This is a genomic window from Shewanella morhuae, assembly GCF_900156405.1.
Lineage (GTDB): Bacteria > Pseudomonadota > Gammaproteobacteria > Enterobacterales > Shewanellaceae > Shewanella > Shewanella morhuae.
On record NZ_FTNN01000005.1, the window covers coordinates 15,191 to 38,448 of the forward strand.

Here is a 23,258-nt window from a genome sequence, read left to right on the forward strand (position 1 = left end):
CTTTTTGCATTGTCCCCATCTCTATTGTTAATCAAAATGGCATTGGCCATTAAAAATGTAGTCAGACTGTTTTTCTGGCGAGGTAAATTATGAAATTTGAATTAGATACTACTGACGGCCGCGCGCGCCGTGGTCGGTTGATTTTTGAACGAGGTACAGTAGAAACTCCAGCCTTTATGCCCGTGGGAACTTACGGCACGGTTAAAGGTATGACGCCAGAAGAAGTACGTGCCACTGGCGCTGACATTCTGCTCGGTAACACCTTCCATTTATGGTTGCGTCCAGGCGAAGAAATCATGCGTAAGCACGGTGACTTGCATGATTTTATGAACTGGCAACGTCCTATCTTAACTGATTCGGGTGGTTTCCAAGTATTTAGTCTCGGTGATATCCGTAAGATCACCGAAGAAGGAGTACATTTTCGCTCGCCTATAAATGGTGAGAAAATCTTCTTAGATCCTGAAAAATCAATGCAAATTCAAGATGCGTTGGGCAGTGATGTGGTGATGATTTTTGACGAATGTACCCCGTATCCCGCCACTGAAGATGAAGCGCGCAAATCAATGCAAATGTCTTTACGTTGGGCGAAGCGTTCACGCGATGAATTTGACCGTTTAGATAACCCTAACTCTCTGTTCGGTATTATTCAGGGCGGTGTGTATGAAGATTTACGTGACGAAAGCTTAAAAGGCTTAGTGGATATTGGTTTTGACGGTTATGCCGTCGGTGGTTTGGCCGTAGGTGAGCCCAAAGCAGATATGCATCGCATTCTTGAGCATATTTGCCCGCAAATTCCTGCTGACAAACCTCGCTATCTGATGGGGGTCGGTAAACCAGAAGATCTCGTTGAAGGCGTACGTCGCGGTGTTGACATGTTTGACTGTGTCATGCCAACCCGTAATGCTCGAAATGGTCATCTGTTTACGAGTGAAGGTGTGATCAAAATACGCAATGCGCGTCATCGAGATGACACATCACCACTTGATGCTAAGTGTGATTGTTATACCTGTAAGAACTATTCACGGGCATACCTTTATCACTTAGATCGTTGTAATGAGATTCTGGGTGCGCGTTTAAACACCATGCACAATTTGAGATACTATCAAATGTTAATGGAAGGTTTGCGCGGTGCGATTGAGACGGGTACATTAGACGCCTTTGTAAAGGACTTCTATACCAATCAAGGTCGCGAAGTACCAGAGTTTGTTGATTGATTTTTTACTAATAAGAAGAGAAAACTATGTTTATTTCAAATGCATACGCAAGCGCTGCCGGCGCACCACAAGGTGGCGGCACGATGGAACTGATTTTCATGCTGGCGATTTTCGGCCTGATTTTCTACTTCATGATTTTCCGTCCGCAGTCAAAACGCGTTAAAGAGCACAAAAACCTTATGTCAGCGATTGGTAAAGGCGATGAAGTGCTAACCAGTGGCGGAATTTTAGGTAAGGTTGCAAAAATCAGCGATGAAAGCGATTACGTGTTACTGAGCTTAAACGACACGACTCAAATCACGATAAAAAAAGACTATATTGCAGCTGTATTGCCTAAGGGCTCTATCCAGTCGTTGTAAGCCAAGAGGGCTCAGGCGTGTTAAATAAATACCCAATGTGGAAAAACATTATGGTGGTGCTTGTCATCGCTATAGGTTGTTTCTATGCCGTACCGAACCTTTTTGGTGAAGATCACGCGGTGCAAGTTGTGGCGACTCGGGGTGCTGAAGTAACCGCATCTACCCAAGCCAGTGTGAACGAGCTGTTAGCCAGCAAGGGCATTGCGGTAAAGCGCTCTGAGCTTGAAAAAGGTCAGTTGTTGGTCCGAGTGCAAAATCCGGAGCAACAACTACTGGCTAAAGAAGTGATTGCCGATAGCCTCGGTGACAATTTTACAGTGGCGCTAAACTTAGCCCCTGCAACGCCTAAATGGCTCGAGTCAATGGGCGGTAGCCCAATGAAACTCGGGCTCGATCTTCGTGGCGGTGTGCATTTCCTAATGGAAGTGGACATGGGCGAAGCCATTCGTAAGATGGAAGAGGCTAAAGTTGCCGATTTTCGTTCGCAATTACGTGATGAAAAAATTCGTTATGCCGGCATTCGTAATAATGGTGCAGGTATCGAAATTAAGTTTCGTGATGCTGAAAGCTTAGCCAGTGCTGAACGTTTCCTTAAGACTCGCAGTAACGATATGGTTTTTAGTGATGTGAGCCGTGGTGAAAATTTCGCCCTGCAAGCGGTCATGAGCGATACCTATATTAAGCAAGTTAAAGAAGAGGCACTGCAGCAAAACATTACCACTATTCGTAATCGTGTTAACGAATTAGGTGTGGCGGAACCAGTGGTACAACGTCAAGGCGCTGAGCGCATTATCGTTGAACTACCAGGGGTGCAAGATACCGCTCGTGCTAAGGAAATTCTCGGTGCTACGGCATCGATTGAATTCCATATGGTGGATGACAAAGCTGATCCGAATGCTGCGCAATCTGGTCGGGTATCTGCAGGTTCTGAAGTGTATCAGCGCCGTGAAGGTGGCACTGTTATATTGAAGAAAGAAGTGATGCTGACGGGTGATCATATCACTGGCGCGCAGCCTAGCTTTGACCAATACAGTCGCCCACAGGTGAGCATTAACTTAGACGCGAAAGGCGGTACCATTTTCTCTGACGTGACCAAAGACAACATAGGCAAGCCTATGGCCACTTTGTTCATTGAATATAAAGACAGTGGTGAGCGCAATGCCGATGGCAGCGTCAAGATGCGCAAAATTCAAGAAGTGATTTCTGTTGCAACTATCCAAGCTCGTTTAGGACGTAATTTTGTGATCACTGGCTTAAGCCATGGTGAAGCACAAAACCTCGCGCTATTGCTGCGTGCGGGTGCCCTGATTGCACCGGTGTCTATCGTTGAAGAACGTACCATTGGTCCAAGCTTAGGTGCTGAAAACATTCAAAGCGGTGTGCAAGCCATGATGTGGGGAATGGCAACTGTCTTACTCTTTATGCTGATTTACTACCGCGCTTTTGGTCTGATCGCCAACCTTGCGTTAACCGCAAACTTAGTCATGGTTGTTGGCGTGATGTCGATGATCCCTGGCGCGGTGTTAACGCTACCGGGTATTGCCGGTATGGTATTGACTGTAGGTATGGCAGTTGACGGTAACGTACTGATTTATGAGCGTATCCGTGAAGAATTACGCGCAGGTCGTAGTGTGCAGCAAGCTATCCATGAAGGCTATGGTAATGCATTCTCAACGATTGCGGATGCTAACATCACCACCTTCATTACGGCGCTAATTTTATTTGCCGTAGGTACGGGGGCGATTAAAGGTTTTGCCGTGACCTTAATGATAGGTATTGCAACTTCCATGTTCACCGCTATCGTGGGTACTCGCTCAATCGTTAACGCGGTTTGGGGTGGTAAGCGCGTGAAGACTCTGTCTATCTAAGGGGAAGTGATAATGATTGAAATTTTATCTTTTAAACATACGGTAAACTTCCTCCGTCATGCTCTGCCAATCAGTATTATGTCAGCAGTGTTGGTGCTGGCATCGCTAGTATCACTAGGCGTCAATGGTATTAATTGGGGGCTTGATTTTACTGGCGGTACCGTCGTTGAAATGGAGTTTACTCAGCCAGTTGATTTAAACGCGCTGCGAGTGCAATTGACAACGCCAGATTCTGAAGGTGCCATCGTACAAAACTTTGGTTCTAGCCGTGACGTCTTAGTACGTTTACAGGTTAAAGAAGGCGTTAAAAGTGATGTGCAAGTTAAATCCGTCATGGAAGCAGCGCAGAAAGTTGATCCACAAGTACAGCAAAAGCGGGTTGAGTTTGTTGGTCCACAAGTGGGTAAAGAACTGGCTGAACAAGGCGCTTTAGCTGTATTAGTGGCACTGATCTGTATCATGATTTACGTGTCATTTCGTTTTGAATGGCGCTTAGCTTTTGGTTCAGTGGCAGCTCTGGCACACGACGTGATTGTGACGTTAGGGGTCTTTTCGGTATTCCAATTGGAATTTGATTTGACCGTTTTAGCGGGTCTATTGACGGTTGTGGGGTATTCTCTCAACGATACTATCGTGGTATTTGACCGTATCCGTGAAAATTTCCTTAAGATGCGTAAGAGTGACCCTGAAGAAATCGTCAACGTTTCTATCACTCAAACCATGAGCCGGACGATTATCACTACAGGTACGACTTTAGTGACGGTCATAGCTTTGTTCCTTAAGGGCGGCACAATGATCCATGGCTTTGCGACTGCATTGCTGATGGGTATTTTTGTGGGTACCTATTCATCTATTTATGTGGCGAGTTTCTTGGCCATTAAACTGGGCATCAATCGTGAACATATGATGCCAGTTGAGATAGAAAAAGAAGGTGCAGACCAACCTCCAATGATGCCTTAACTGCTACGTTGGCGTAAAAACCACCCTCGGGTGGTTTTTTTTTGCATATAAGAATGGGTGACACATGTTGCTTGCCAAATTCCCTGCTCACTATGGTTTGCTGCGTAAAATGTCGTTGTTAATGTTATTAATGAATGATGTAAAAAACAGCACTCGACAGACTTGGCTATTTAGCAGTAGGATGACGGCAACCCAAATTCTAGAGACTTGTAGCCGTAGGATGTCCCATGGAAGAACGTAAGGTATTAGTTGCAGGTGGTAATCTATTACAAGCCCATACATGGAAAGGTTTATTAGAAACTTGTGGTATTCACGTTGAGCTCAGAGGTGAAGCGTTGTTAGGTGGTGTTGGTGAACTCCCTACCGGAATGCAAAATGTGGAGTTATGGGTGCGAGAGTCCCAACATGGGCCTGCACAAATTCAGTTAGAAGCCCTGGATGTTGAAAGTCCACAATGGCAATGTGTGTTGTGCCATGAAACCAATGAAGGTAGTTTTGAGCTTTGTTGGCAATGCAGCTCGGAGCGTAGCGAAAGCCACAATTAATCTAAGTACGTTATCTAAACATGTAGTGCTATTAAGGTTAATTCTTTATTAATGGTGCCGTAAAAAGATTGTTTGAGCCAGATGAGCGCATTACACTTTGTTGATAAACTGACTTTGCTTATAAGCTAACTTCACCTCATCATTCAATATCTTACCTAGGAGTCTGCGATGCAGTCCCCCAATGCCTTTTCTGCTCTTGTTAATGCTATTTTGCCAAAAATAACCGAAGTGACCATAGAAGCTTATCAATTAGATGACAGCTGGCATTTAATTGATGTGCGTGAGGATCGCGAGTGGCTACAGGATCATTTACCCCAAGCTCAACATTTAAGTCGCGGTATTTTAGAGCGTGATATTGAAACACGTTTCCCCGATAAAAATACTCCCATTTTGCTCTACTGCGCCGGTGGTGCGCGATCAGCCTTGGCGGCCCATAATCTGCAACTCATGGGTTATACCCGCGTTGCCTCTATGGTGGGTGGTTATAAGGGCTGGATACAGCGACAATTACCTGTTGTACAGGATTAAGCGTCTAGGACCCATTTCAATGCAATATTTCCCCTTATTTATCGATACAGTTAATTTGAATGTCTTGCTGGTGGGGGCAGGCGATGTGGCCAGCCGTAAGTTAGCACTATTAACACGTACCGAGGCTAATATTCACGTGATAGCCCCAGAGATTAATCCTGAAGTGCGGGGTTATGCGGATGCAGGCCGTATTCTTATTTCTGAACGTAATGTGGTCCACGCTGATATTCAAAACTATGATTTAGTCTATTTAGCCACCGCTAATGATAGTTTAAATGCCGAGTTAGCGACCCTAGCAACCGCGCGGGGTATTTGGGTTAACGCTGTTGATAATCCTGCATTTTGCCGTTTTATTACCCCATCCATTGTCGATCGTGGCCGTTTAGTGGTGGCCATAAGCACTGCGGGCGCCGCGCCGGTATTTGCGCGTACCATTCGCTCACGTTTAGAGACCAGCTTGCCGCAATCACTTAAGCCTTTATTTGATTTTGTCGCCGATAGACGTGTAGAAGTGCAAGATAAACTCGATTCAACATCAAAACGTCGCTTATTTTGGGAACGCTTTTTCGATACCAATGGCGACCGTTTTGATAATCGTACTGCCGAACATTATTACAATGCGTTTGATAGTTTAGTCAGTCGTGGTGAAATATTGCTAATTGATGATGCTACTCAAATTGATTTATTACCGCTCGCGGCGATACCGCTATTACAACGGCTCGATTGGATATATAGCCAAGATGAGGTGAGTGATGCACTGACTGAACTCGTGCGTCGTGATGCTAATCGTGGTTCTTTACCTGCGCTTAGTGAATTGAGTCAACAGTACGAGCAAGGCGCTCGGATGTTGCTAGTGGCTGATACGCAAAAAATCAATCAGTTGAAAGCACATTTCCCTATGGCCAAACATTTACGCCAAGGCGCACTTTAATACTCAATGTGCCATTGTTCGTTTGAGCTAACACTGAGTCTCAGGTAGACTCAGCGACCTTATTTTAGGATTTCGCTTTTTCAGGATTTCACTCAGTACTTACTCTGCACTTAGGATGATTATGGCCCCCAAAGCGACCGTGTTTAAGGTCAATTTACAGATTGCCGATATGGATCGACATTATTACCAAGATCATCAACTAACATTGGCCCAGCATCCTTCAGAAACCGATGGTCGCATGATGGTACGTTTATTGGCGTTTATTATTAATGCCAGTGAAAGCTTAAGTTTTAGTAAAGGCATGTGCGTTGAGGACGAGCCTGAATTGTGGGATAAAACTTTATCCGGTGAAATTGATCTTTGGGTTGAGTTTGGTCAAGCCGATGAAAAATGGCTGAGAAAGGCCAGTGGTCGTGCCAAAGTAGTGCAGTTATTTACCTATGGTGGCCGCAGCGTGCCTATTTGGTGGAAGCAAAATCAGCAAACGTTAGAGCGTTATCAAAATCTTAAAGTATGGAATATTGCTGAAGAGTCAGTAGCGGCGATGCAAATCTTTGTTGGCCGTAATATGGCATTGCAGGTTTCTATCAGTGAAGGCCAAATTTGGCTATCGGATAGCGAAAACAGCGTGCTGATCGAACCTGAAATCCTTAAAGATATTTAATCACGCATCGGATTAAAAAGCGCCGATAGCGAATGCCTTCACTTAAAAGTATGCGGCATTAACTATCGGCGCTGTTAGTTTATTAGTCTGTTAACAATCGGCTGGGTAAAAGCAATTAACTGAGTAAAACTTCTTTTTAAATATCACCTTAGCGCGTCAGGATTCACTTTATGGAGCTGATTACTTAGCTGGCGCTTCTTGCGCTTCAACTAAGCTTGAATAACCGCCACCATCATAGGTTTGCGTGTATCCAGCAGTGACTAAGGCTTTGGTTGCAATACTGCTACGGCGGCCGCTGTGACAATACAGCACAACATGGGCGTCTTTGGCGATGCCACGCTTAGCAAATTCTTCAGCCACTTGCTCAAAGGGAATATTGACGGCATTGGCGATATGCCCCTCAGCAAACTCCTCAGGTGTTCTGACATCAAGCACCATAGCGCCTGTCGCAATTTTATCCCACGCAATGGCTGGATTTTGATCGGCAGCGTTTGCCATCATCGGCATTAGCATTAGTGAGGATAGGCTTAACAGCGCTAAGCGCATTAGGTTTTGGCCACGTGTAATAAGGTTGTGGATCACTTTATCTCTCCTTGAAGACTTGTTTTAGACCAGCTTGGTGTAGCCAAGCTGGTATTCGCTAACCTTACTATTATGTACTGACTTGGTATTGGTTAGCTTTGCTTGGCAATTTGAGCCTCTGATTTTACACCTAATTTGCGTAACACCATGGCCGCAGGGCAAAAACCTGTAAAAGCACTTTGTAATAGGTTAGCGCCAATAAATGCGGTTAACCATATAAAATTGTGGTGCACATACGCGGTTAGCACCAGTGACAATAACACCATCAATCCGGCAAAAGCCATAATGCTGCGTTCTATTGACATACTTTACTCCTTGAGACCGTCTGGGTAGCGGCCTTTGTTGTGGTTAGTTTTGTGGTTAGTTTAGGGTTGATTTAGGGTCATACGATTTTTCATTGTTGTGTAATACAGCACTGGAATAACGATTAACGTCAGTATGGTTGAGATAAAAATACCAAAGATCAGACTAATCGCTAAGCCATTGAAAATAGGGTCATCAAGGATGAACAAGGCGCCTATCATGGCTGCAAAAGCGGTCAGCATAATGGGTTTTGCCCGTACTGCACCTGAGTGGATCACCGCTCGCTCAAAGGGCACGCCGGATGCGGTTTCTTGATTGATAAAATCGACCAATAATATTGAGTTACGCACAATAATCCCCGCCAGCGCTATCATGCCTATCATAGATGTGGCAGTGAATTGGGCACCGAGTAGTGCATGGCCTGGCATCACCCCAATTACCGTCAGTGGGATAGGCGCCATGATGATGAGCGGCACCAGATACGATCTAAACTGCACCACCACCAAAAGATAAATCGCGATCATGCCTACAGCGTAGGCTATGCCCATGTCTCTGAAGGTTTCGTAGGTGATTTTCCATTCGCCATCCCAAAGCACGGCGATAGAATCGAGCCCTGTGGGTTGGTGAATATAATGTTGTTCAAACCCTAAACCATCCTTGCCATCGATGTTGCCTGCCATATCGAACATACCGTAGAGCGGGCTGTCCAGTGGACCTGACATATCAGCGACGACCATGATCATCGGGACCATATTTTTATGGATAATCGGTGCATCAATGGTGCCGCGTTTGATGGTTACTAACTCAGAAATAGGTACAGATTGACCTGTCTGGCTAAGTAACTTCATATTCAGCACTTGGTCTAAATCAACTTTTGCGCCTTCTTCTAATTGCAAACGAATCGGCACAGGTTTTTTGTGCTGCGCTTGGTGTAAATAACTCACGTCTTTGCCGCCAACGGAAGTGGCAATCAAATCGACAATATTGCTATAAGGTACGGCCATCAGGCTGGCTTTACTGCGGTCGATCATCACTTGCCATTTTTGCTGGGCTGCGGGCAAGAAAATATCGATATCGACTACATCTTTGGTTTCATGGAACAGTGCCTGCATTTCATAAGCGGCTTGTTCGCGAATTGCGGGGCTTGGGCCATAAACTTCGGCCACCAGCGGCGACCATACTGGTGGCCCAGGTGGTACTTCAACTACTTTGATATTGGTTTGATATTGCTCGCCAATTTTTTGCAAATCTTCCCGCACTGATACCGCAATGCTATGGCTGTCGCGCTTACGGTGTTTTTTATCTACCAGATTCACTTGAATATCGCCAAGTTCTTGGCTGTTACGTAAAAAATAGTGGCGCACTAAGCCGTTGAAGTTCATTGGCGCGTTAGTGCCGGCATACAATTGCAGGTGTTCGACCTCGGGGACGGTAGTCAGGTAGCGACTCAAATCCTGTAGCACTCTTTGTGTTTGCTCTACGGGCGTGCCTTCTGGCATGTCCACCATCACTTGAAACTCGGACTTGTTATCAAAGGGCAGCATTTTCAGTACCACGAGCTGACCAATGGGGAGCGCGACAGCGATGCCAATTAATACAAATACGCCAGCAGCCAGTCCCATTCTTGCCTTACGGGCATTTTTACCCAGCAGGAAAGGGCCAATTAAGTGGGTGAAGAGGCGCACCATCTTCGTTTCGGCTTCATCCTCGTGCGAGGCTTGGGCGCTATCGTGCTTGTCATTGTGTTTAAGCAGTTTACGACTGAGCCAAGGGGTGACGACAAAGGCAACCACCAAGGAAATCAACATGCCCATACTGGCGTTGATGGGAATCGGGCTCATGTAAGGCCCCATTAAGCCCGACACAAAAGCCATCGGTAGCAGTGCCGCAATAACGGTGAACGTCGCCAGAATCGTCGGGCCACCAACTTCATCAACCGCCACAGGGATAAGCTCACTAAAAGATTTTTTGCCGAGCGCCATATGCCGGTGGATATTTTCGACCACGACGATGGCATCGTCGACCAAAATACCGATGGAAAAAATCAGGGCGAACAAGGACACGCGGTTTAGGGTAAATCCCCACGCCCAAGAGGCGAAAAGGGTGATCGCTAGTGTGATAATAATAGCCACACCCACAACTAAGGATTCGCGGGCTCCCATAGTTAAAAAGACCAGTACGACTACGGCGCTGGTGGCAAAAATCAATTTTAAAATAAGGGTATTAGATTTATCCGCCGCGGTTTCGCCATAGTTACGCGACACTGTGACTTCGACATTTGCGGGGATCAATACATTGTCGACCTTAGCAATCCGCTCAAGCACACTGTCGGCGATATCGACGGCATTTTGTCCCGCTTGTTTTCCAATTGCGATAGTGACGGCGGGATAAATATCGTTTTTATCTGCATGCCAAACGCTCTGCTTAGGGATATCACTCTTTAAACTGATTTCAGCAATATCCGCCAGATAAATGGGGATAGGTTTACCTTGTTTATCTTGATAGACACTAACGACTAATTGCTTAAGATCATCAATAGACTGTAAAAACTGCCCAGCCTGAACTTTAATCTCTTGATTACCTTGCACTAAGGATACAGGCATAGAGACCATATTATTGTCATTCAGGCTTTGTCTTAACTTGTCGTAGGTCAGATTAAAGCTGTTCATCTTGGCGGGATCGATGCGTATGTTGGCCACTATTTCGTGTTGGCCAACGGTGTAGATTTCGCGGGTGCCAGCAATACGCTTAATTTCAGTTTCTAATCCAAGGGCGACATGGGTCAGCTGCTCGGCAGAAACCTGCCTGTCCTTAGACCACAAGGTTAAACTCACAATAGGCACATCATCGATGCCACGGGGTTTTATTAGCGGATCGCCAACGCCAGCGTCTCTTGGTAATTTATCCATATTGGAATAAATCTGGTTGTACAGACTCACAATGGCGTCATTACGCGCCACGCCTACCTTGAAGATAACGATGATCAGCGCGCCATCGGGCTGTGAGAATGAATATAAGGTATCTATGCCTTTGATTTCGGAGATTACCTGCTCTGCTGGCAGAGTGACTAAACTTTCAACTTCAGTAGGCGTTGCGCCGGGAAAAGGGATAAACACGTCGGCAAAGGTAACGTCAATTTGCGGCTCTTCTTCCTTTGGCGTTACCAAAATCGCGAATAAACCGAGTAAGAGCCCGAGAAGCGCTAAAAGTGGCGTGATGGCGCTATTTTGGAAGGCTGCGGCGATTCGACCGGAAATCCCAAGTGTGGTTTGTGGTGCTGGCGCATGTTTCATAAAACAACCTCAACAAAGCTAACGTCGCTAAAAAATTATTGCTTCTTGCTGAGCAATACTTGGTAAGCATCAACGGCAACCGTGTCACCTGACTTAAGACCCGAGAGCACTTCGACCTCGCCATTTAAGGGTTCAGTCACACGGACTTGGACGAGTACAAAGCCATCCCCCTGTTTTAAATAAACACTGCTCAGTTCGTTCATTGTGAGTAGCGCTGATAGTGGCAGTTGAATTATTTCACGCTCGCCATTTTTAAAAGATGCCTTTGCCCAAGTGCCGGGTTGGAGATTGGCTTCATTCTCAGGCAGGTTAATGCGCACTTGGTAACTGTGGCTGATGGGATCGGCAAAGCTAAAAATTGTGAGATCCCTCGAGGTCAACTCGCGGCCATCACTTAAACGCACGATAAATTCGGGGGCATTTTTCAGTTGATTGATATAACGCTGTGGCACTTGGGTAATGGCGCGCATTTGGCTTGCTGAAAACCCTGACAGCAGCGCTTGTCCTGGGCTCACGGTTTCGCCAAGTTCGACAAAACGCTCAGTGACTACGCCACTAAATGGTGCCGAAACAACCGTGTATTTTAAGGATTCGCTGGCTTTAATGACTCGCGCTTTTGCTGCACTGACGGCTTGCGCGGTTGCCTTAGCATTGGCAGTGGCTTCATCCATCGCTCCCTGTGAGATAGCGCCTTGGGGAAATAACTCTTTATAACGTTGGTATTGTGCCTGTGCTTCAACATTTAAGGCTTTTGCTTTGGCTAAGTCGGCCTCAAAGCTCGCGAGTTCAGCGCCTTGTTCTTTACTGGTGATTTCAAGTAGGGCGGCGCCTTCGGGGACAATATCGTTAACATCGTAGTTGAGCTTGACGATACGGCCAGAGGTTTGTGCCGACACCGTTGCCGCTTTGACCGCTTCAATGGTGGCATCTAAGGTAACCCAATTTGCATAGGGTTTATTTAAAACGTCGATAGTGTCGACTGAAGCTGCTTGAGCTTGAGCACTAGAAAATAGCAGTAGTAATAACAGAGTGCGAAAAATAGACGTCAGCATTAAAATTATCCCAGATGTTATTCATGAGAAAATTCTAATGGAGTTGGGCTGAATAGGCAATCACTATTTATTAGAAAAATTTAATGTAATGCGGTTGGCTAATTTAGGAATAAGACCAATATGCCTCTTATTCCCAAATTATTAATAGGTTATCAACCGATAAATCGATATCACTAATCGTTTAAGTAATAGCTCAGAGTGGAGACAATACGAATTTGTTTAATATAAGGTGTGCTGCTGTCGCGATCTGAAATCGTGAACTGGCCTTGACTGGCAGTTTTAATTTTACCGAGGCGAGAATCTGAGTCTTTGGCAAATTTTTCTGCCACTTCACGACCATTTTGCGTCGCTTCTTGCACCATTAAAGGTTTAACTGAGTTGAGGTCGGTGAAGAGGAACTCAGCGCTGTTACCATAGTCTTGGCTGGCGATTGCTATGCCTTCTTTCACTAAACTAATCATTTGCTTACGGGTATTAAGCATTAGGTCGATTTGTGGAGTATAAACCGATAAATTGATTTTTGCGGAGTAGCGATATTTCACGTTTGGATCGACATAGCCTTGGGCTTGACGGTCTTCAATGGAAGGTAAAGAGACGGTGATTTCGCTATCGTTAAAGCCCTGTTCTTTTAAGAATGCCACCACGCGGTCCGTTTTTTGTTGAACCGTTTCATAGAGCTTGGGCAGATTGTTATCTACCTCGGTGAAATTGATTGGCCAGATAGCCACATTCGCTTTAACTTCTTTCTCGGCTAAGCCCTTTACCGTAACAGTACGATCCATCGCTTTCATTTGTAATAAAGCTGAGCTTGCGGTTTGGCCGACATATACTAGGCCTGCACAGAGGAAGCCGCCGAGTAAAAGGGCTGGAAGGGTATTAGTTTTTACCATGAAAAGAATCTCTTAATTAAATAAACTAAGCCTACGATACGCAATTACTGGAGGTTATGCACTGGGTTTATTCGGTATTGCCGCCGCTTAAAGCCTGTGGCATGAAAGGATGGAAAGCATCAGTTTGAATTATTGTTAAACCATAAATTGTAAATTAATGCTACAAAAAAGCCGCAATCAATGCGGCTTTTGGGGATGTAGCGCTTATCTTAAAACTGATAGCTGTATTGCACCGAGTAGTACATAGCACTTGACTCAGTAATCGCATTAACCGGACCGACGATTGCGCTATTTTCAATTAAGTGAACTTCTTCACCTTTAACATAGGCGATACCAAAATCGATGCTGTTCTGTGGATTAACATGGTAGCTCATGCCCGCAGTAAACCAGTTACGGTCTGAATCTGGGATCGAGATTGAGCTAATATCATCAACCACACCCATGTCATGCATGTAACCTGCGCGAACGGTAAATTGTTCGTTAATCGTGTAAGTACCACCTAAGCTAAATAACCATGAATCTTTCCATTGGTATTTTTTTAGAGCAACATCACCTGCATTTACAGTACTGCCAGCGCCAGCTTGGCCTGGTAAAATGGTGGCTACGCCATCTTTAGCAGTAATTTGCTCAAAATCGCCCCATTTGGTGAACTGGGCGGTGTAATGTACCGCAAATTGAGACGTCAGCTGATGGAAACCTGCTACTTGGAAGATATCCGCTAGCGGTACATCTAAGCTATCAAAGCTGGTGGCTAATGTAGTCTGTGCCCCCAGTCCTAATGCAGATAAGTCTTTCGTTGAAATAGTATTGACATCACCTTTCACATTAACAGTTGGGCTAAAGCGGTAGCTTAAACCAAAACGGTTATCTTGATTTAACTCAATCGTCGCGCCAAGGATACCGCCAAATGCCCAGCCATCGGCATCAACATCAACCAGCGGTGTTGGGCCTGCGTCACGGGTCAGGCGTCCTTCACCGTAAACAGCATCAATACCAGCACCTATGCTGAACATGTCATTGATGCGGTATGAAAGGCTAGTATTAAAGTTAATTGTGGTAACTTCTGTTTTTCCTAATAGGTCAAAGGGTGCTGCAGCAACATTTTTAGACAAGGTAGCAGAATCAGTACCTGTCCCAAAATTAGAAAAAGCGGCAAAACCTACGGCAAATTTGTCATCGATGGGATGGATATAGTAAATATTAGGAATGGCCTTAGTGCTGCCTGCATCATCGATACTGCCTAAATCGACGGCTCCGCCAGCAAAGTTAACATCTTTGACATCAACTGAAACATCGACATAAGTTAAACCAACAGAAAGTGAATCTTTATCAAATAACGCCATAGCTGCAGGGTTACGAGATATTACCGACGCGTTATCGGCGATAACAGCATCACCAGAGAATGCACGGCCTATGCCTGTGGCTGATTGGCTGTTGAGTTGGAAACCAGCGGCTAAGGTTTGTGTACTGGCTAATGCGACCGAAATGGCAATGAGTGTCTTGTTGAATTTTTTCATTATTATTCTCTCTATTTTTATAAATATTGGATTTTTATTCGACCGAACTCCCCAGTACCGTGTCGAAATCCTTTTTTGTCCTTTGCATCTTATGGATTGAATGTACTGCCAACAAGTCCGACCAGATGTTAAACATGTTAATTTTCAGTTAATTAAGGACATTTCAAACAAAGTGTTTTTTAAGTGGTGATTGAATGGTCTGGCCAGTTGCCTGATATCATGGGCTTTGGGTGCGATGAAGAGTTTTAATTAACGTTAACGATTTGTAACGCTGCGTAGAAAAGTTAAAACGATACAAAATGTAAAAAGGCGTACAAGTGTACGCTTTTTTACATTATGGATGAGGGCAGAGATTACAATGCAGATTTAAATTGTTCGAACTCTGTTGTCACTTGTTGACTCGGCGCAGATAATTTACTAACTAAAATACCGGCTATGGATGCAAATACAAAACCTGGTAGTATTTCATATAATTCAAAAATCCCACCCGATAATTGTTTCCAAATGACCACGGTTAACGCACCCACTATGATGGTGGCAATCGCGCCATTACGACTATATTGCTTCCAAAATAACGACAACAGTGCCACTGGGCCAAATGCGGCGCCAAAACCTGCCCATGCGTAGCTCACTAAACTCAGTACGCTGCTGTCAGGATTAAGTGCCACTACGCCTGCAATCACTGCAATTGCCAGTACGCCTAAACGACCAACCATCATCAACTCGCGATCATCAGCTTTAGGTCGCAGCCATTTACGGTAGAAATCTTCGGTGATAACGCTTGAGCAAACCAGTAGTTGCGAATCGATAGTGCTCATAATCGCCGATAAAATCGCCGCGATGAGTAAACCACCAATCCATGGGTTAAAGGCCGCTTGGGCTAAATGGATAAATACGGTTTCAGGATTTGCAAGTGGCATTTTTGCAAAATAGACAGATCCAGCAATCCCTGTTGCCAGCGCACCTACCAAAGATAGTATCATCCAGCTCATCGCAATACGGCGCGATAAGGGCAGGGCATCGGCGCTGCTTATCGCCATAAAGCGCGATAAAATATGCGGTTGACCAAAATAGCCTAATCCCCACGCGAGCAAAGACAGCATGCCAATCACAGTGGTGTTATCGCTAACGAGTGCCAACATCGCCGGATCAATCGATTCCATTCCGGCCTGACTTTCAGGGTTGGAAAACACCGCAAACGGCACAATTAATAGTGCGATAAGCATTAAACAACCTTGAAAAAAGTCAGTCCAACACACGGCAAAGAAACCGCCTATAAAGGTATAACCGACTATGATGGCTGAGCCAATAACCAGAGCAACGGTGTAATCAAGGCCAAAGACTTTTTCAAACAAAATCGCGCCGCCTACCATGCCTGAAGAGGCGTAGAAGGTGAAAAATACTAGAATAGTGATGGCGGAAACAAGTTTGAGGTAACCTTGAGTATCGTGGAAACGCTTCTCAAAAAAATCGGGCAACGTCAGTGCGTTATCAGCCAGTTGAGTGTAAATACGTAGGCGTTTTGCTACAAATAACCAGTTTAGCCAAGCACCAAAAATTAAGCCTATGCCAATCCATGCTTCGCCTAAACCACCTAAGTAAACCGCGCCGGGTAACCCCAGTAATAACCAACCAGACATATCAGATGCACCCACGCTAAGTGCAGTCACGGCGGGGCCCATTTTTCGACCACCTAAAATATAATCATCAACAGTATCGGTAGCACGATAAGCCCAAAAACCTATGCCCATCATCAATACTAAATAGCTAACAAATGTGATTAAAATTGGGGTTTCAATCGTCATCTTGTTTCTTCCCATCTTTTTATTATTAAAAGTGGCAAGCATGCTACCAGATGTTTGAGCAATCGCCCATTAGGAGGTAAATATGTGACTAAAATCTAACCTGCGATACGAGTTTTTATCGAAGGTTAGATTTAAAAATGATCGGTTTAGATGAAGATATTACTTATTTCGTCTTTTACATAGTTAAGATCAGATTTATCTTCACCAACGATCAGAATAAAAGCGTCTGCAGTTTCAAAACCGATACCTTGATATTGGCTGTCGGCAAACGTTTGATCTAGCACCATACGTTTTTCCAACGGCACGATAAATAGAGTGACTTTACCTTGCTCGCCTTGAAGCACGAGATGCAAGCTTTTTACACCTTGAAAATCGCAATAAGAGCTGAAATATACTTTACCGGGCTGTTGGATAAACTTGGCATTACCAAAGTTTTTCAGTGAAGCCAGTCGAGCATTTACTTGTTTAAAGTCGACATTTTGGTCCAAGTGTAAAGCGACACTCTCATGATTGACATGGGCTAGAGCATGCTCTGCTAAATCTATGGGGCCAAGGCGCAGTAAACTAAAGCTTATCCCGACAGCAAAGGCTATGGAAGCTGCCATTGCCATTAGAAAACCTGTACGGCGTCGCTGTTTGTGATGTTGCTGCAATTGCTGGCGCAGAATTAGCTTATCGGCTAAATCTTCAGGCACACTAATTTTTAATGCACTGCACAGTTTTGCATCGAGATGTTTAAGTTCATTCACAAGCGCTTGGTTTTCTGGTTTAGCTTTTATCTGCTGCAGAAAATCAGCGTCTTGATTGTAAGGGTTCTCATAGGCTTGACGTCTAAATTTAAGCTCATCCATTGGACTGACCTCTCACCTCTGATTTTTCAAGTAATACTTTCAATTGGTTTCTCGCCCGAAATAAACGTGTCATCACAGTGTTACGATTAAGCTCCATGAGCTCGGCGATTTCATCACCGCTAAAACCTCCAATCAGTTGCAGTAAAAGTGGTTCACGGTATTCAATATCCAGCCGACTAATTTGCCGACGGATCAGATATTGATCGGTCTGATCTTCACTGCTATTAGAGATATTGTCCTCTAAGGTATCTTGCTCAACATCGGAGTAATCAAACTGTTTACGCTCAAAACGCCGCGCATTTTCCCGTCTCAAAATGGTGATAAGCCATGCTTTTGCGGCTTTATCATCTTTGAGGGAATCTAATGCTTTCCATGCCCGTAAAAATGTTTCTTGAGTAATGTCCTCAGCCACGTGTTTATCGCCAGATAACCAATAGGCATAACGGAAGATATCGGCATGTAGCGCCTTGACTAGGCTGTTATATCGTCGTTGTTTGCTTAACATGTCAGAAGAGACCGCAGGCTCTGCTGATTTCTTGCGCCAATTAGTAAACATTTTTTACCTGTTGGTTTTTTCGCTGGATATTTAACATGTTGAGCTCGCTTTTTTGTCATTAAACCTAGTCATTAAACCTATTATTAGTTAAGGGTTTATCGAGGATTTAGTGGGCTTAATGCTACTGATTTTGGTTTTGAGTGCTGACGTTGATAGGTTTTGACCGCGTTAAGTAACGCGGCGCACTGGGCACTTAAGTGTGGATTTGCATTATTAGCATTAGCACTATAGGCGGCTAATTGCAGTTGTTGTATCGCTTCAGCCAGTGGTAAAGACTGCTCGGCAATCTTATCGAGTGTCATTGGCGTTTGCTCTAACTCGCTAAAATAGCGCTGTAATTGCAACATTATGTGGCCCACATCGCCACTGGCACAGGCTTTTTCTAAGCTGTGTAAACCCGATATCGTTGCTGCTGGAGCCGAGTTAAGCGCAATCGGTGCCGTTACTTGATTTTTTAAAGCACGGCGCCAAGCAATTAAAGTGATAATCCAAACCACTAAAGTGATCAACCATAGCGCAGCAAATGCCTTAACCATCCAAGAGTCATTGTTATCAGCCGTTGAGTTAGCTTGCCAAGCGGGGGCTGTGGGCGTATCCGTGATAGCGCCACCTTTCACCACGATAGTACGTGCTGGTAGTGTTGCTGTTTCTTCTCGTTTAAGGTGCGGGTTCCACCAAGGTATGTTGATTTCGGGCAAAGTAAACGTTCCCGCTTTACTGGGGACAATAGCCGACGAAATACTGTACTGAGACACGATTTGCGCTTCACGCACAAAGGTCTGTCGCTGGGGTTTTTCAGGATATAACTTCAGCTCATCAGGAAGCGTCTGGTTGATATCTGGCAAACTATTTTCATCAGCGTTTGAGGCTAAAAGCGTTATCGTGCGAGTGATGGGGCTGCCGACGGTAAACTCTGTAATGTCCTCCGGAAACGTTTCTTTTAACACTACCAGATCGGCAACTAACCACTGACCTAGAAAACTGGCGGGAGCAGGATTGACTTGTACTGTGAGCGATGGCGCTCCCGCTTGCATTGGGCGACTTTCATTAAAGCCAAACATACCGCCACGGCGTTGGGATTCAACCAATACATCGCCGGCAAAGGTGGCTCCCTTAATATTAATTTGGCCCGGTAAGTCGGGAATAATGCCATAGGTACGCTCAATTACGCGATAACGACGCCCATCGACAATTTCAGAGCCATCTTTATCTTCACCGACTTGTTTGATTTGCCCGCCCTCAATCACCGGTGCGCTCAACACACCTCGCTGTAATTCTACCGCGAGATAGAGTTTTACTTTATAGGTAATTAATTGGCCGACATAGGCTTCGTCAGTTGACACTTTTGCGTCGATAAATAGGTTTTTCATTTGTGCGGGTTGACCACCGCTTTCGACCACTTGCAGTGGAATAGGCGCCGAGTTTATGCCGTCAATACTAAAGGCTGGAATAGTCAATTGGCCTTTTTGTTTTGGTGCAAGCAGCACTTGCCAGCGGGTTTCTTTAACCGCATCAAAATTCATGATTTGTGTACTGCGACTTACGCTGGTGCGACCAACAATAAAGTCCCTCAATAGGGCTGAAGTGTCGAGTTTACCGGTATCGATTTCATCATCAACACTGATATTAAGCACAAAGTATTCGCCCAACATCACGGGGTTGCGATCAACTGTTGCCTCAATCTTAGTGAGTGCAAAAGCGGGATTAACCACTCCGATAGCAAGGAGTAGCAGGATAAAAAATTGTCTGATTACCACTGTTCGTTATCCTTTGATATTTGGCCATTTTGGCGGCGTTTTTGATATTCCAACTGCATTTTGTTACGCAGTAATACTTGAGGGTCTTCGCTCACGCCCCGCAGTGCGCGTTGCATTTCGGGTGGAAGCGGCTCACTGTTTGTTGGCGGCGCTTCGATAGATTCATCCATAGCAATGTTTTGTTTATCTTGATCATTTTGCTTTGGAGTATCTTTAGCACTAACGTTTTGTTTTTCTTGCTCAGGCATTTGTTTGTTATTTGCATCAGCTTTAGCCTGTGCCTGCATGTTAGCCTCATTATCTAGTGGCTGATTTTCTTGGCTATCAGGTTGAGGTTTATCCTTATTACTTTGATCATTGCTAGTTTGTTGATTTTGTTCTGACGACTGTTCATCTGCTTTTTGCTGCTCAGGGCTTTGCTGAGGATCTTGTTCAGCATTGGTATCCTGCAGCTCCTTAGATTCTTGCCCTGTTTGATCTTGCTTATTTTGCTCAGAACCATTCTGTTGATCGTTATCTTGACCAGATTGCGGATCTTCTTTTTGATCTTGGTCTTTACTCTGTTGGCCGTTATTACCTTGCTGTTTTTGCTGTTCTTTCAATTGTTTTTCAGCAAGTTCAAGATTGGCTTTTGCCGCAGGGAAATCGGCCTGTTTTTCAAGCGCGGCTTGATAGCGTTCTTTCGCTTTATCAGGTTTACCGAGTTGCATCAACGCATTGCCTTGATTGTAAAGGCCTTGGGCTGAGTTATCTTGCTCGAAGGTTTTGAGCGCTTGCTCATAATCACCGGCTTTATACTGAGCACTAGCACGCCATTGGGGTGACTCAAACTGCTTAGCAGCGTTAGCATAGTCTTGTGATTGATAGGCTTGCATTGCTTGTTGATCGGCGGTTTGCCATAAATCTTCCCATATATTGGCATGGGCAGATTGCGGCGCAGCCGCTAATAGTAGGCCGCTCAATAAGGCAACAAACCCGCCACCGATACCCGCAATGATGCCTTGCCTAAAACTGAACAGCGCGGGAAGCAGCAATAATAGTGCCAGATAAGGGCCGAGATCTTGCCAGGTTTCGCCGTCAAGCTCTGTTGCTTTAGCATCGCCAGCATCACTTAACCAACTTTGTAATTGGTCGAGATCGTTACCATCGGCGCGGTTCTGAATCAAGATGCCTTTATTGTTTGCAACCAGCTTTTGCAGTAAGCCAAAATTTACCGCAGCAACCACAACTTCATTGCTATTGTCTCGTTGTAATTGTCCATCGGGTAGACGGATTGGCGCGCCTTGGCTGGTGCCAAAAGCCATTATGGCAAGACGATATTGCGTGCCACTTAATACCGAGTTTGCCTCATCAAATTGCGTGGCAGTAATGCCATCGGTCATGACAATGATATCGCCGTGAATATGGCCACCTTGCGCCAATAGAGCTTTAGCTTGAGTAAGCGCCGCAGCTAAATTTGAGCCGCGCACTGGCATGATCTCAGGGCTTAATGTGGGCAGTAAATTGAGTAGTGTGCCGGTATCACGCGTTAATGGACTGATAGTAAAAGCATCACCAGCAAAAGCGACTAAACCAGTTTCACCTTCTTTTAGATTACGTAGTAAGTCTGTTGCCCTAAATTTGGCTTGGGTTAAACGATTTGGCGTCACATCGGTTGCAAACATAGATACCGACATATCCATCACTAATACACGGCCTTGTTCGGTGGCAAACACGGGTAAGGACTGTTTATTAACGGCAGGCCCAGCAAGGGCAATCGTCGCAATCAGCCAAGTGAAGGCTAATAAATGCAGCGGACGGCGGGATTTTTTATCGCCTTGGGTGACTAATATTTTGGCTAAGTGCGGCGCAATATAACGGTTCCACGCGCTATGACTCTGGTGTTGTCGCCATAAACTGAGTAACACCAAGGCCAGCGGCACTAGGGCGAGTAGCCATTCGGGACGAATAAAATGTAGGCTCATTATTTTATGTTCCCCCGTGAACTCGTTGCAGCGAGTTTAACTCGGCGCGTAGCAAAAAATGGTAATTGACCTAAGGCAATCCACAGACTCGTTAGTAACGCTAAAGCCAGCGGCCAATAGAACAGGTCTGCCTGCGGACGATAGCTCAATTGGTCGCGACTCACTGGCTCGAGTTTGTCAATTTCTTGGTAAATTTGGTCCAGTTCTTGGCTGTTACGGGCGCGAAAATAACGGCCGTGGGTGACTTCAGCGATATGCTTAAGCTGGTTTTCATCTAGATCCATCGAGGGATTAACCCGTTCGCGGCCAAAGAGTGTGCGCCGCTCCATCACATCAGCTCCGACACCCACAGTGTAAATGGTGACTTTACGATTAGCGGCAATCTGCGCTGCTTGTTCTGGCTCGATATTGCCCGCATTATTGGAGCCGTCGGTCAATAAAATCAGCACTCTATTACTCTCGTCCATTTTATCAAAACGCTTTACCGCTAGGGCTATGGCTTCACCTATGGCGGTTTGTTTACCGACTAAGCCGATTTGCGCTTCTTTTAAAAATTGCGCCACTGAACGTCTATCTTGGGTGAGCGGTGCCTGTAAATAAGCGTGATCGGCAAATAGAATCAAGCCGATACGGTCGCCTTTGCGGCGTTCAATAAAATCACTGACGACGTGTTGTATCAAAGTAAAGCGGTCGACGGTTTTACCATTTACCACCATATCTTCAATCTGCATACTGCCGGATAAATCTACTGCCATCATCAGATCGCGGCCTTGGCTTGGCAACTCGATGGGTTCCCCAAGCCATTGTGGACGAGCGATAGCAAGCACTAACAAGCACCACATCAGCCAGTAGCGTTTACGGCTCTGGCGTGTGTTGGCGGCTAAGCTTTGTTTACCTGTTTGGCTCATTCCCGGTAATTGCAGCCGGCCACCCTCTACTTGTATGGTTTGTTGGCGCCAAAAAATCAAAGGTAACGGCAGTAATATCAATAGCCAAGGCCATGCAATAGTTACCATTGTGCCTCCGATTTTTGACTATCAACAGGCATAACTTGAGCGTTAATTTGACTAAGTTCAGGGGCGTTGAGTTTGGCTTTTGATGCTAACCAAGCCTGTGCCAGCGCGTGTAACTCATTGGCTTCATCCAATGTTAGTGGCGTTGCTTGATGGCGTTTGGTTAGCAAGGGACCGATACGTTGGCGTTTATGCGCGGGTAAATAGCTGTCTAGCCAAGTTGCCCATGCCTTTCCATCTAATGACGCTATCGCTTCTCTACTGAGGTAACTCATGGCGGTGCGCTTTAGGATGCTATTGACGTCAGAGACATAAGAGGGCGCTTGTCTATCAAGCTGATTGAGTAACTGTTTTGCGGCTCTTCTTGGCGCGAAGTAACGGGCACGTTTTCTTAGCCAAATAACTAACAGTGTAATGAGGCTAATTACTATTGCTAAAACTAACCAATAACCGATGGCCCAAGGCCAAGCACCGATGGGATCGGGATGTATAATATCCTGCAGCTCTGCAAGTGCAGGATTTGGCACGGCAGACATCATCGGTGCAGCCGGTAGATTTGCTATTTCAGGAGTCGCTATGTGTGAATTCACTATTTCTGCACTCATT

The 23,258-nt window shown here is 45.3% G+C and carries 21 protein-coding genes; 8 read left to right on the top strand and 13 right to left on the bottom strand.

Going from position 1 to position 23,258, the window contains the following annotated elements; all coding sequences use genetic code 11:
• Positions 1–89 precede the first annotated feature (89 nt).
• The 8 genes from tgt to BW947_RS07530 all read left to right on the top strand — a co-directional run bounded on the left by tgt (position 90) and on the right by BW947_RS07530 (position 7,069).
• Positions 90–1,214, top strand: coding sequence for a tRNA guanosine(34) transglycosylase Tgt (gene tgt, locus BW947_RS07495; protein WP_076498075.1), 1,125 nt, complete (start codon positions 90–92; stop codon positions 1,212–1,214).
• Positions 1,215–1,240: 26 nt separating this feature from the next.
• Entirely contained in the window at positions 1,241–1,573 is a 333-nt protein-coding gene (gene yajC, locus BW947_RS07500; protein ID WP_076498077.1) for a preprotein translocase subunit YajC, read from the top strand.
• 17 nt (positions 1,574–1,590) lie between these two features.
• Entirely contained in the window at positions 1,591–3,441 is a 1,851-nt protein-coding gene (gene secD, locus BW947_RS07505) for a protein translocase subunit SecD (RefSeq protein WP_076498078.1), read from the top strand.
• A gap of 12 nt (positions 3,442–3,453) precedes the next feature.
• Positions 3,454–4,401 carry a protein translocase subunit SecF gene (gene secF, locus BW947_RS07510; RefSeq protein ID WP_076498080.1) on the top strand — a complete coding sequence of 316 codons (948 nt, stop codon included), beginning with the start codon at positions 3,454–3,456 and terminating at the stop codon, positions 4,399–4,401.
• A 227-nt stretch (positions 4,402–4,628) separates the two neighbouring features.
• Complete coding sequence (locus tag BW947_RS07515; RefSeq protein ID WP_076498082.1) at positions 4,629–4,946, top strand: putative signal transducing protein; 318 nt, start codon at positions 4,629–4,631, stop codon at positions 4,944–4,946.
• Between the two features lie 168 nt (positions 4,947–5,114).
• Entirely contained in the window at positions 5,115–5,474 is a 360-nt protein-coding gene (locus tag BW947_RS07520) for a rhodanese-like domain-containing protein (protein WP_076498083.1), read from the top strand.
• 19 nt (positions 5,475–5,493) lie between these two features.
• Entirely contained in the window at positions 5,494–6,405 is a 912-nt protein-coding gene (locus BW947_RS07525; protein WP_076498085.1) for a precorrin-2 dehydrogenase/sirohydrochlorin ferrochelatase family protein, read from the top strand.
• A 121-nt stretch (positions 6,406–6,526) separates the two neighbouring features.
• Positions 6,527–7,069, top strand: coding sequence for a YaeQ family protein (locus BW947_RS07530; protein ID WP_076498087.1), 543 nt, complete (start codon positions 6,527–6,529; stop codon positions 7,067–7,069).
• A 180-nt stretch (positions 7,070–7,249) separates the two neighbouring features.
• Here the strand turns inward: BW947_RS07530 and BW947_RS07535 are convergent, their stop codons facing one another.
• From BW947_RS07535 to BW947_RS07595, 13 genes are all read right to left on the bottom strand, one after another.
• Positions 7,250–7,651, bottom strand: coding sequence for a rhodanese-like domain-containing protein (locus BW947_RS07535; RefSeq protein ID WP_076498088.1), 402 nt, complete (start codon positions 7,649–7,651; stop codon positions 7,250–7,252).
• 92 nt (positions 7,652–7,743) lie between these two features.
• Positions 7,744–7,956 carry a YgaP family membrane protein gene (locus tag BW947_RS07540; protein WP_076498090.1) on the bottom strand — a complete coding sequence of 71 codons (213 nt, stop codon included), beginning with the start codon at positions 7,954–7,956 and terminating at the stop codon, positions 7,744–7,746.
• Between the two features lie 60 nt (positions 7,957–8,016).
• Complete coding sequence (locus BW947_RS07545; RefSeq protein WP_076498091.1) at positions 8,017–11,247, bottom strand: efflux RND transporter permease subunit; 3,231 nt, start codon at positions 11,245–11,247, stop codon at positions 8,017–8,019.
• 35 nt (positions 11,248–11,282) lie between these two features.
• Positions 11,283–12,296 (bottom strand): efflux RND transporter periplasmic adaptor subunit, encoded by a 1,014-nt coding sequence (locus BW947_RS07550; protein ID WP_076498486.1) that lies wholly within the window; start codon positions 12,294–12,296, stop codon positions 11,283–11,285.
• 176 nt (positions 12,297–12,472) lie between these two features.
• The gene (locus BW947_RS07555) at positions 12,473–13,189 is read right to left on the bottom strand and encodes an SIMPL domain-containing protein (protein WP_076498093.1); all 717 of its coding nucleotides are present in this window, start codon (positions 13,187–13,189) and stop codon (positions 12,473–12,475) included.
• 209 nt (positions 13,190–13,398) lie between these two features.
• Complete coding sequence (locus BW947_RS07560; protein WP_076498094.1) at positions 13,399–14,706, bottom strand: OmpP1/FadL family transporter; 1,308 nt, start codon at positions 14,704–14,706, stop codon at positions 13,399–13,401.
• A gap of 353 nt (positions 14,707–15,059) precedes the next feature.
• Positions 15,060–16,511, bottom strand: a complete 1,452-nt coding sequence (gene putP, locus BW947_RS07565) for a sodium/proline symporter PutP (protein ID WP_076498096.1) — start codon at positions 16,509–16,511, stop codon at positions 15,060–15,062.
• Between the two features lie 146 nt (positions 16,512–16,657).
• Entirely contained in the window at positions 16,658–17,362 is a 705-nt protein-coding gene (locus tag BW947_RS07570; protein ID WP_076498098.1) for a DUF3379 domain-containing protein, read from the bottom strand.
• Positions 17,355–17,918, bottom strand: a complete 564-nt coding sequence (locus BW947_RS07575) for a sigma-70 family RNA polymerase sigma factor (protein WP_076498099.1) — start codon at positions 17,916–17,918, stop codon at positions 17,355–17,357. The genes BW947_RS07570 and BW947_RS07575 overlap by 8 nt, the downstream gene beginning before the upstream one ends.
• 95 nt (positions 17,919–18,013) lie before the next feature.
• A complete protein-coding gene (locus BW947_RS07580; protein WP_076498101.1) occupies positions 18,014–19,675 on the bottom strand; it encodes a BatD family protein in 1,662 nt (553 codons plus the stop codon).
• Complete coding sequence (locus tag BW947_RS07585; protein WP_076498103.1) at positions 19,669–21,639, bottom strand: VWA domain-containing protein; 1,971 nt, start codon at positions 21,637–21,639, stop codon at positions 19,669–19,671. Before BW947_RS07585 ends, BW947_RS07580 begins: the two co-directional genes overlap by 7 nt.
• Positions 21,639–22,655, bottom strand: coding sequence for a vWA domain-containing protein (locus BW947_RS07590; RefSeq protein ID WP_076498104.1), 1,017 nt, complete (start codon positions 22,653–22,655; stop codon positions 21,639–21,641). The genes BW947_RS07585 and BW947_RS07590 overlap by 1 nt, the downstream gene beginning before the upstream one ends.
• Positions 22,649–23,257, bottom strand: coding sequence for a DUF4381 domain-containing protein (locus BW947_RS07595; RefSeq protein ID WP_076498106.1), 609 nt, complete (start codon positions 23,255–23,257; stop codon positions 22,649–22,651). The genes BW947_RS07590 and BW947_RS07595 overlap by 7 nt, the downstream gene beginning before the upstream one ends.
• Between the last annotated feature and the right edge of the window lies 1 nt (position 23,258).

Excerpts from the sequence above, each read along its gene's own strand:
- BW947_RS07525 (WP_076498085.1), top strand. The coding sequence starts at position 5,494 with ATGCAATATTTCCCCTTATTTATCGATACAGTTAATTTGAATGTCTTG.
- putP (WP_076498096.1), bottom strand. The coding sequence starts at position 16,511 with ATGACGATTGAAACCCCAATTTTAATCACATTTGTTAGCTATTTAGTA.
- BW947_RS07595 (WP_076498106.1), bottom strand. The coding sequence starts at position 23,257 with ATGAGTGCAGAAATAGTGAATTCACACATAGCGACTCCTGAAATAGCA.
- BW947_RS07540 (WP_076498090.1), bottom strand. The coding sequence starts at position 7,956 with ATGTCAATAGAACGCAGCATTATGGCTTTTGCCGGATTGATGGTGTTA.
- BW947_RS07520 (WP_076498083.1), top strand. The coding sequence starts at position 5,115 with ATGCAGTCCCCCAATGCCTTTTCTGCTCTTGTTAATGCTATTTTGCCA.
- BW947_RS07585 (WP_076498103.1), bottom strand. The coding sequence starts at position 21,639 with ATGAGCCTACATTTTATTCGTCCCGAATGGCTACTCGCCCTAGTGCCG.
- BW947_RS07515 (WP_076498082.1), top strand. The coding sequence starts at position 4,629 with ATGGAAGAACGTAAGGTATTAGTTGCAGGTGGTAATCTATTACAAGCC.
- BW947_RS07570 (WP_076498098.1), bottom strand. The coding sequence starts at position 17,362 with ATGGATGAGCTTAAATTTAGACGTCAAGCCTATGAGAACCCTTACAAT.
- yajC (WP_076498077.1), top strand. The coding sequence starts at position 1,241 with ATGTTTATTTCAAATGCATACGCAAGCGCTGCCGGCGCACCACAAGGT.
- BW947_RS07590 (WP_076498104.1), bottom strand. The coding sequence starts at position 22,655 with ATGGTAACTATTGCATGGCCTTGGCTATTGATATTACTGCCGTTACCT.
- BW947_RS07545 (WP_076498091.1), bottom strand. The coding sequence starts at position 11,247 with ATGAAACATGCGCCAGCACCACAAACCACACTTGGGATTTCCGGTCGA.
- BW947_RS07530 (WP_076498087.1), top strand. The coding sequence starts at position 6,527 with ATGGCCCCCAAAGCGACCGTGTTTAAGGTCAATTTACAGATTGCCGAT.
- BW947_RS07555 (WP_076498093.1), bottom strand. The coding sequence starts at position 13,189 with ATGGTAAAAACTAATACCCTTCCAGCCCTTTTACTCGGCGGCTTCCTC.
- secF (WP_076498080.1), top strand. The coding sequence starts at position 3,454 with ATGATTGAAATTTTATCTTTTAAACATACGGTAAACTTCCTCCGTCAT.
- BW947_RS07560 (WP_076498094.1), bottom strand. The coding sequence starts at position 14,706 with ATGAAAAAATTCAACAAGACACTCATTGCCATTTCGGTCGCATTAGCC.
- BW947_RS07575 (WP_076498099.1), bottom strand. The coding sequence starts at position 17,918 with ATGTTTACTAATTGGCGCAAGAAATCAGCAGAGCCTGCGGTCTCTTCT.
- tgt (WP_076498075.1), top strand. The coding sequence starts at position 90 with ATGAAATTTGAATTAGATACTACTGACGGCCGCGCGCGCCGTGGTCGG.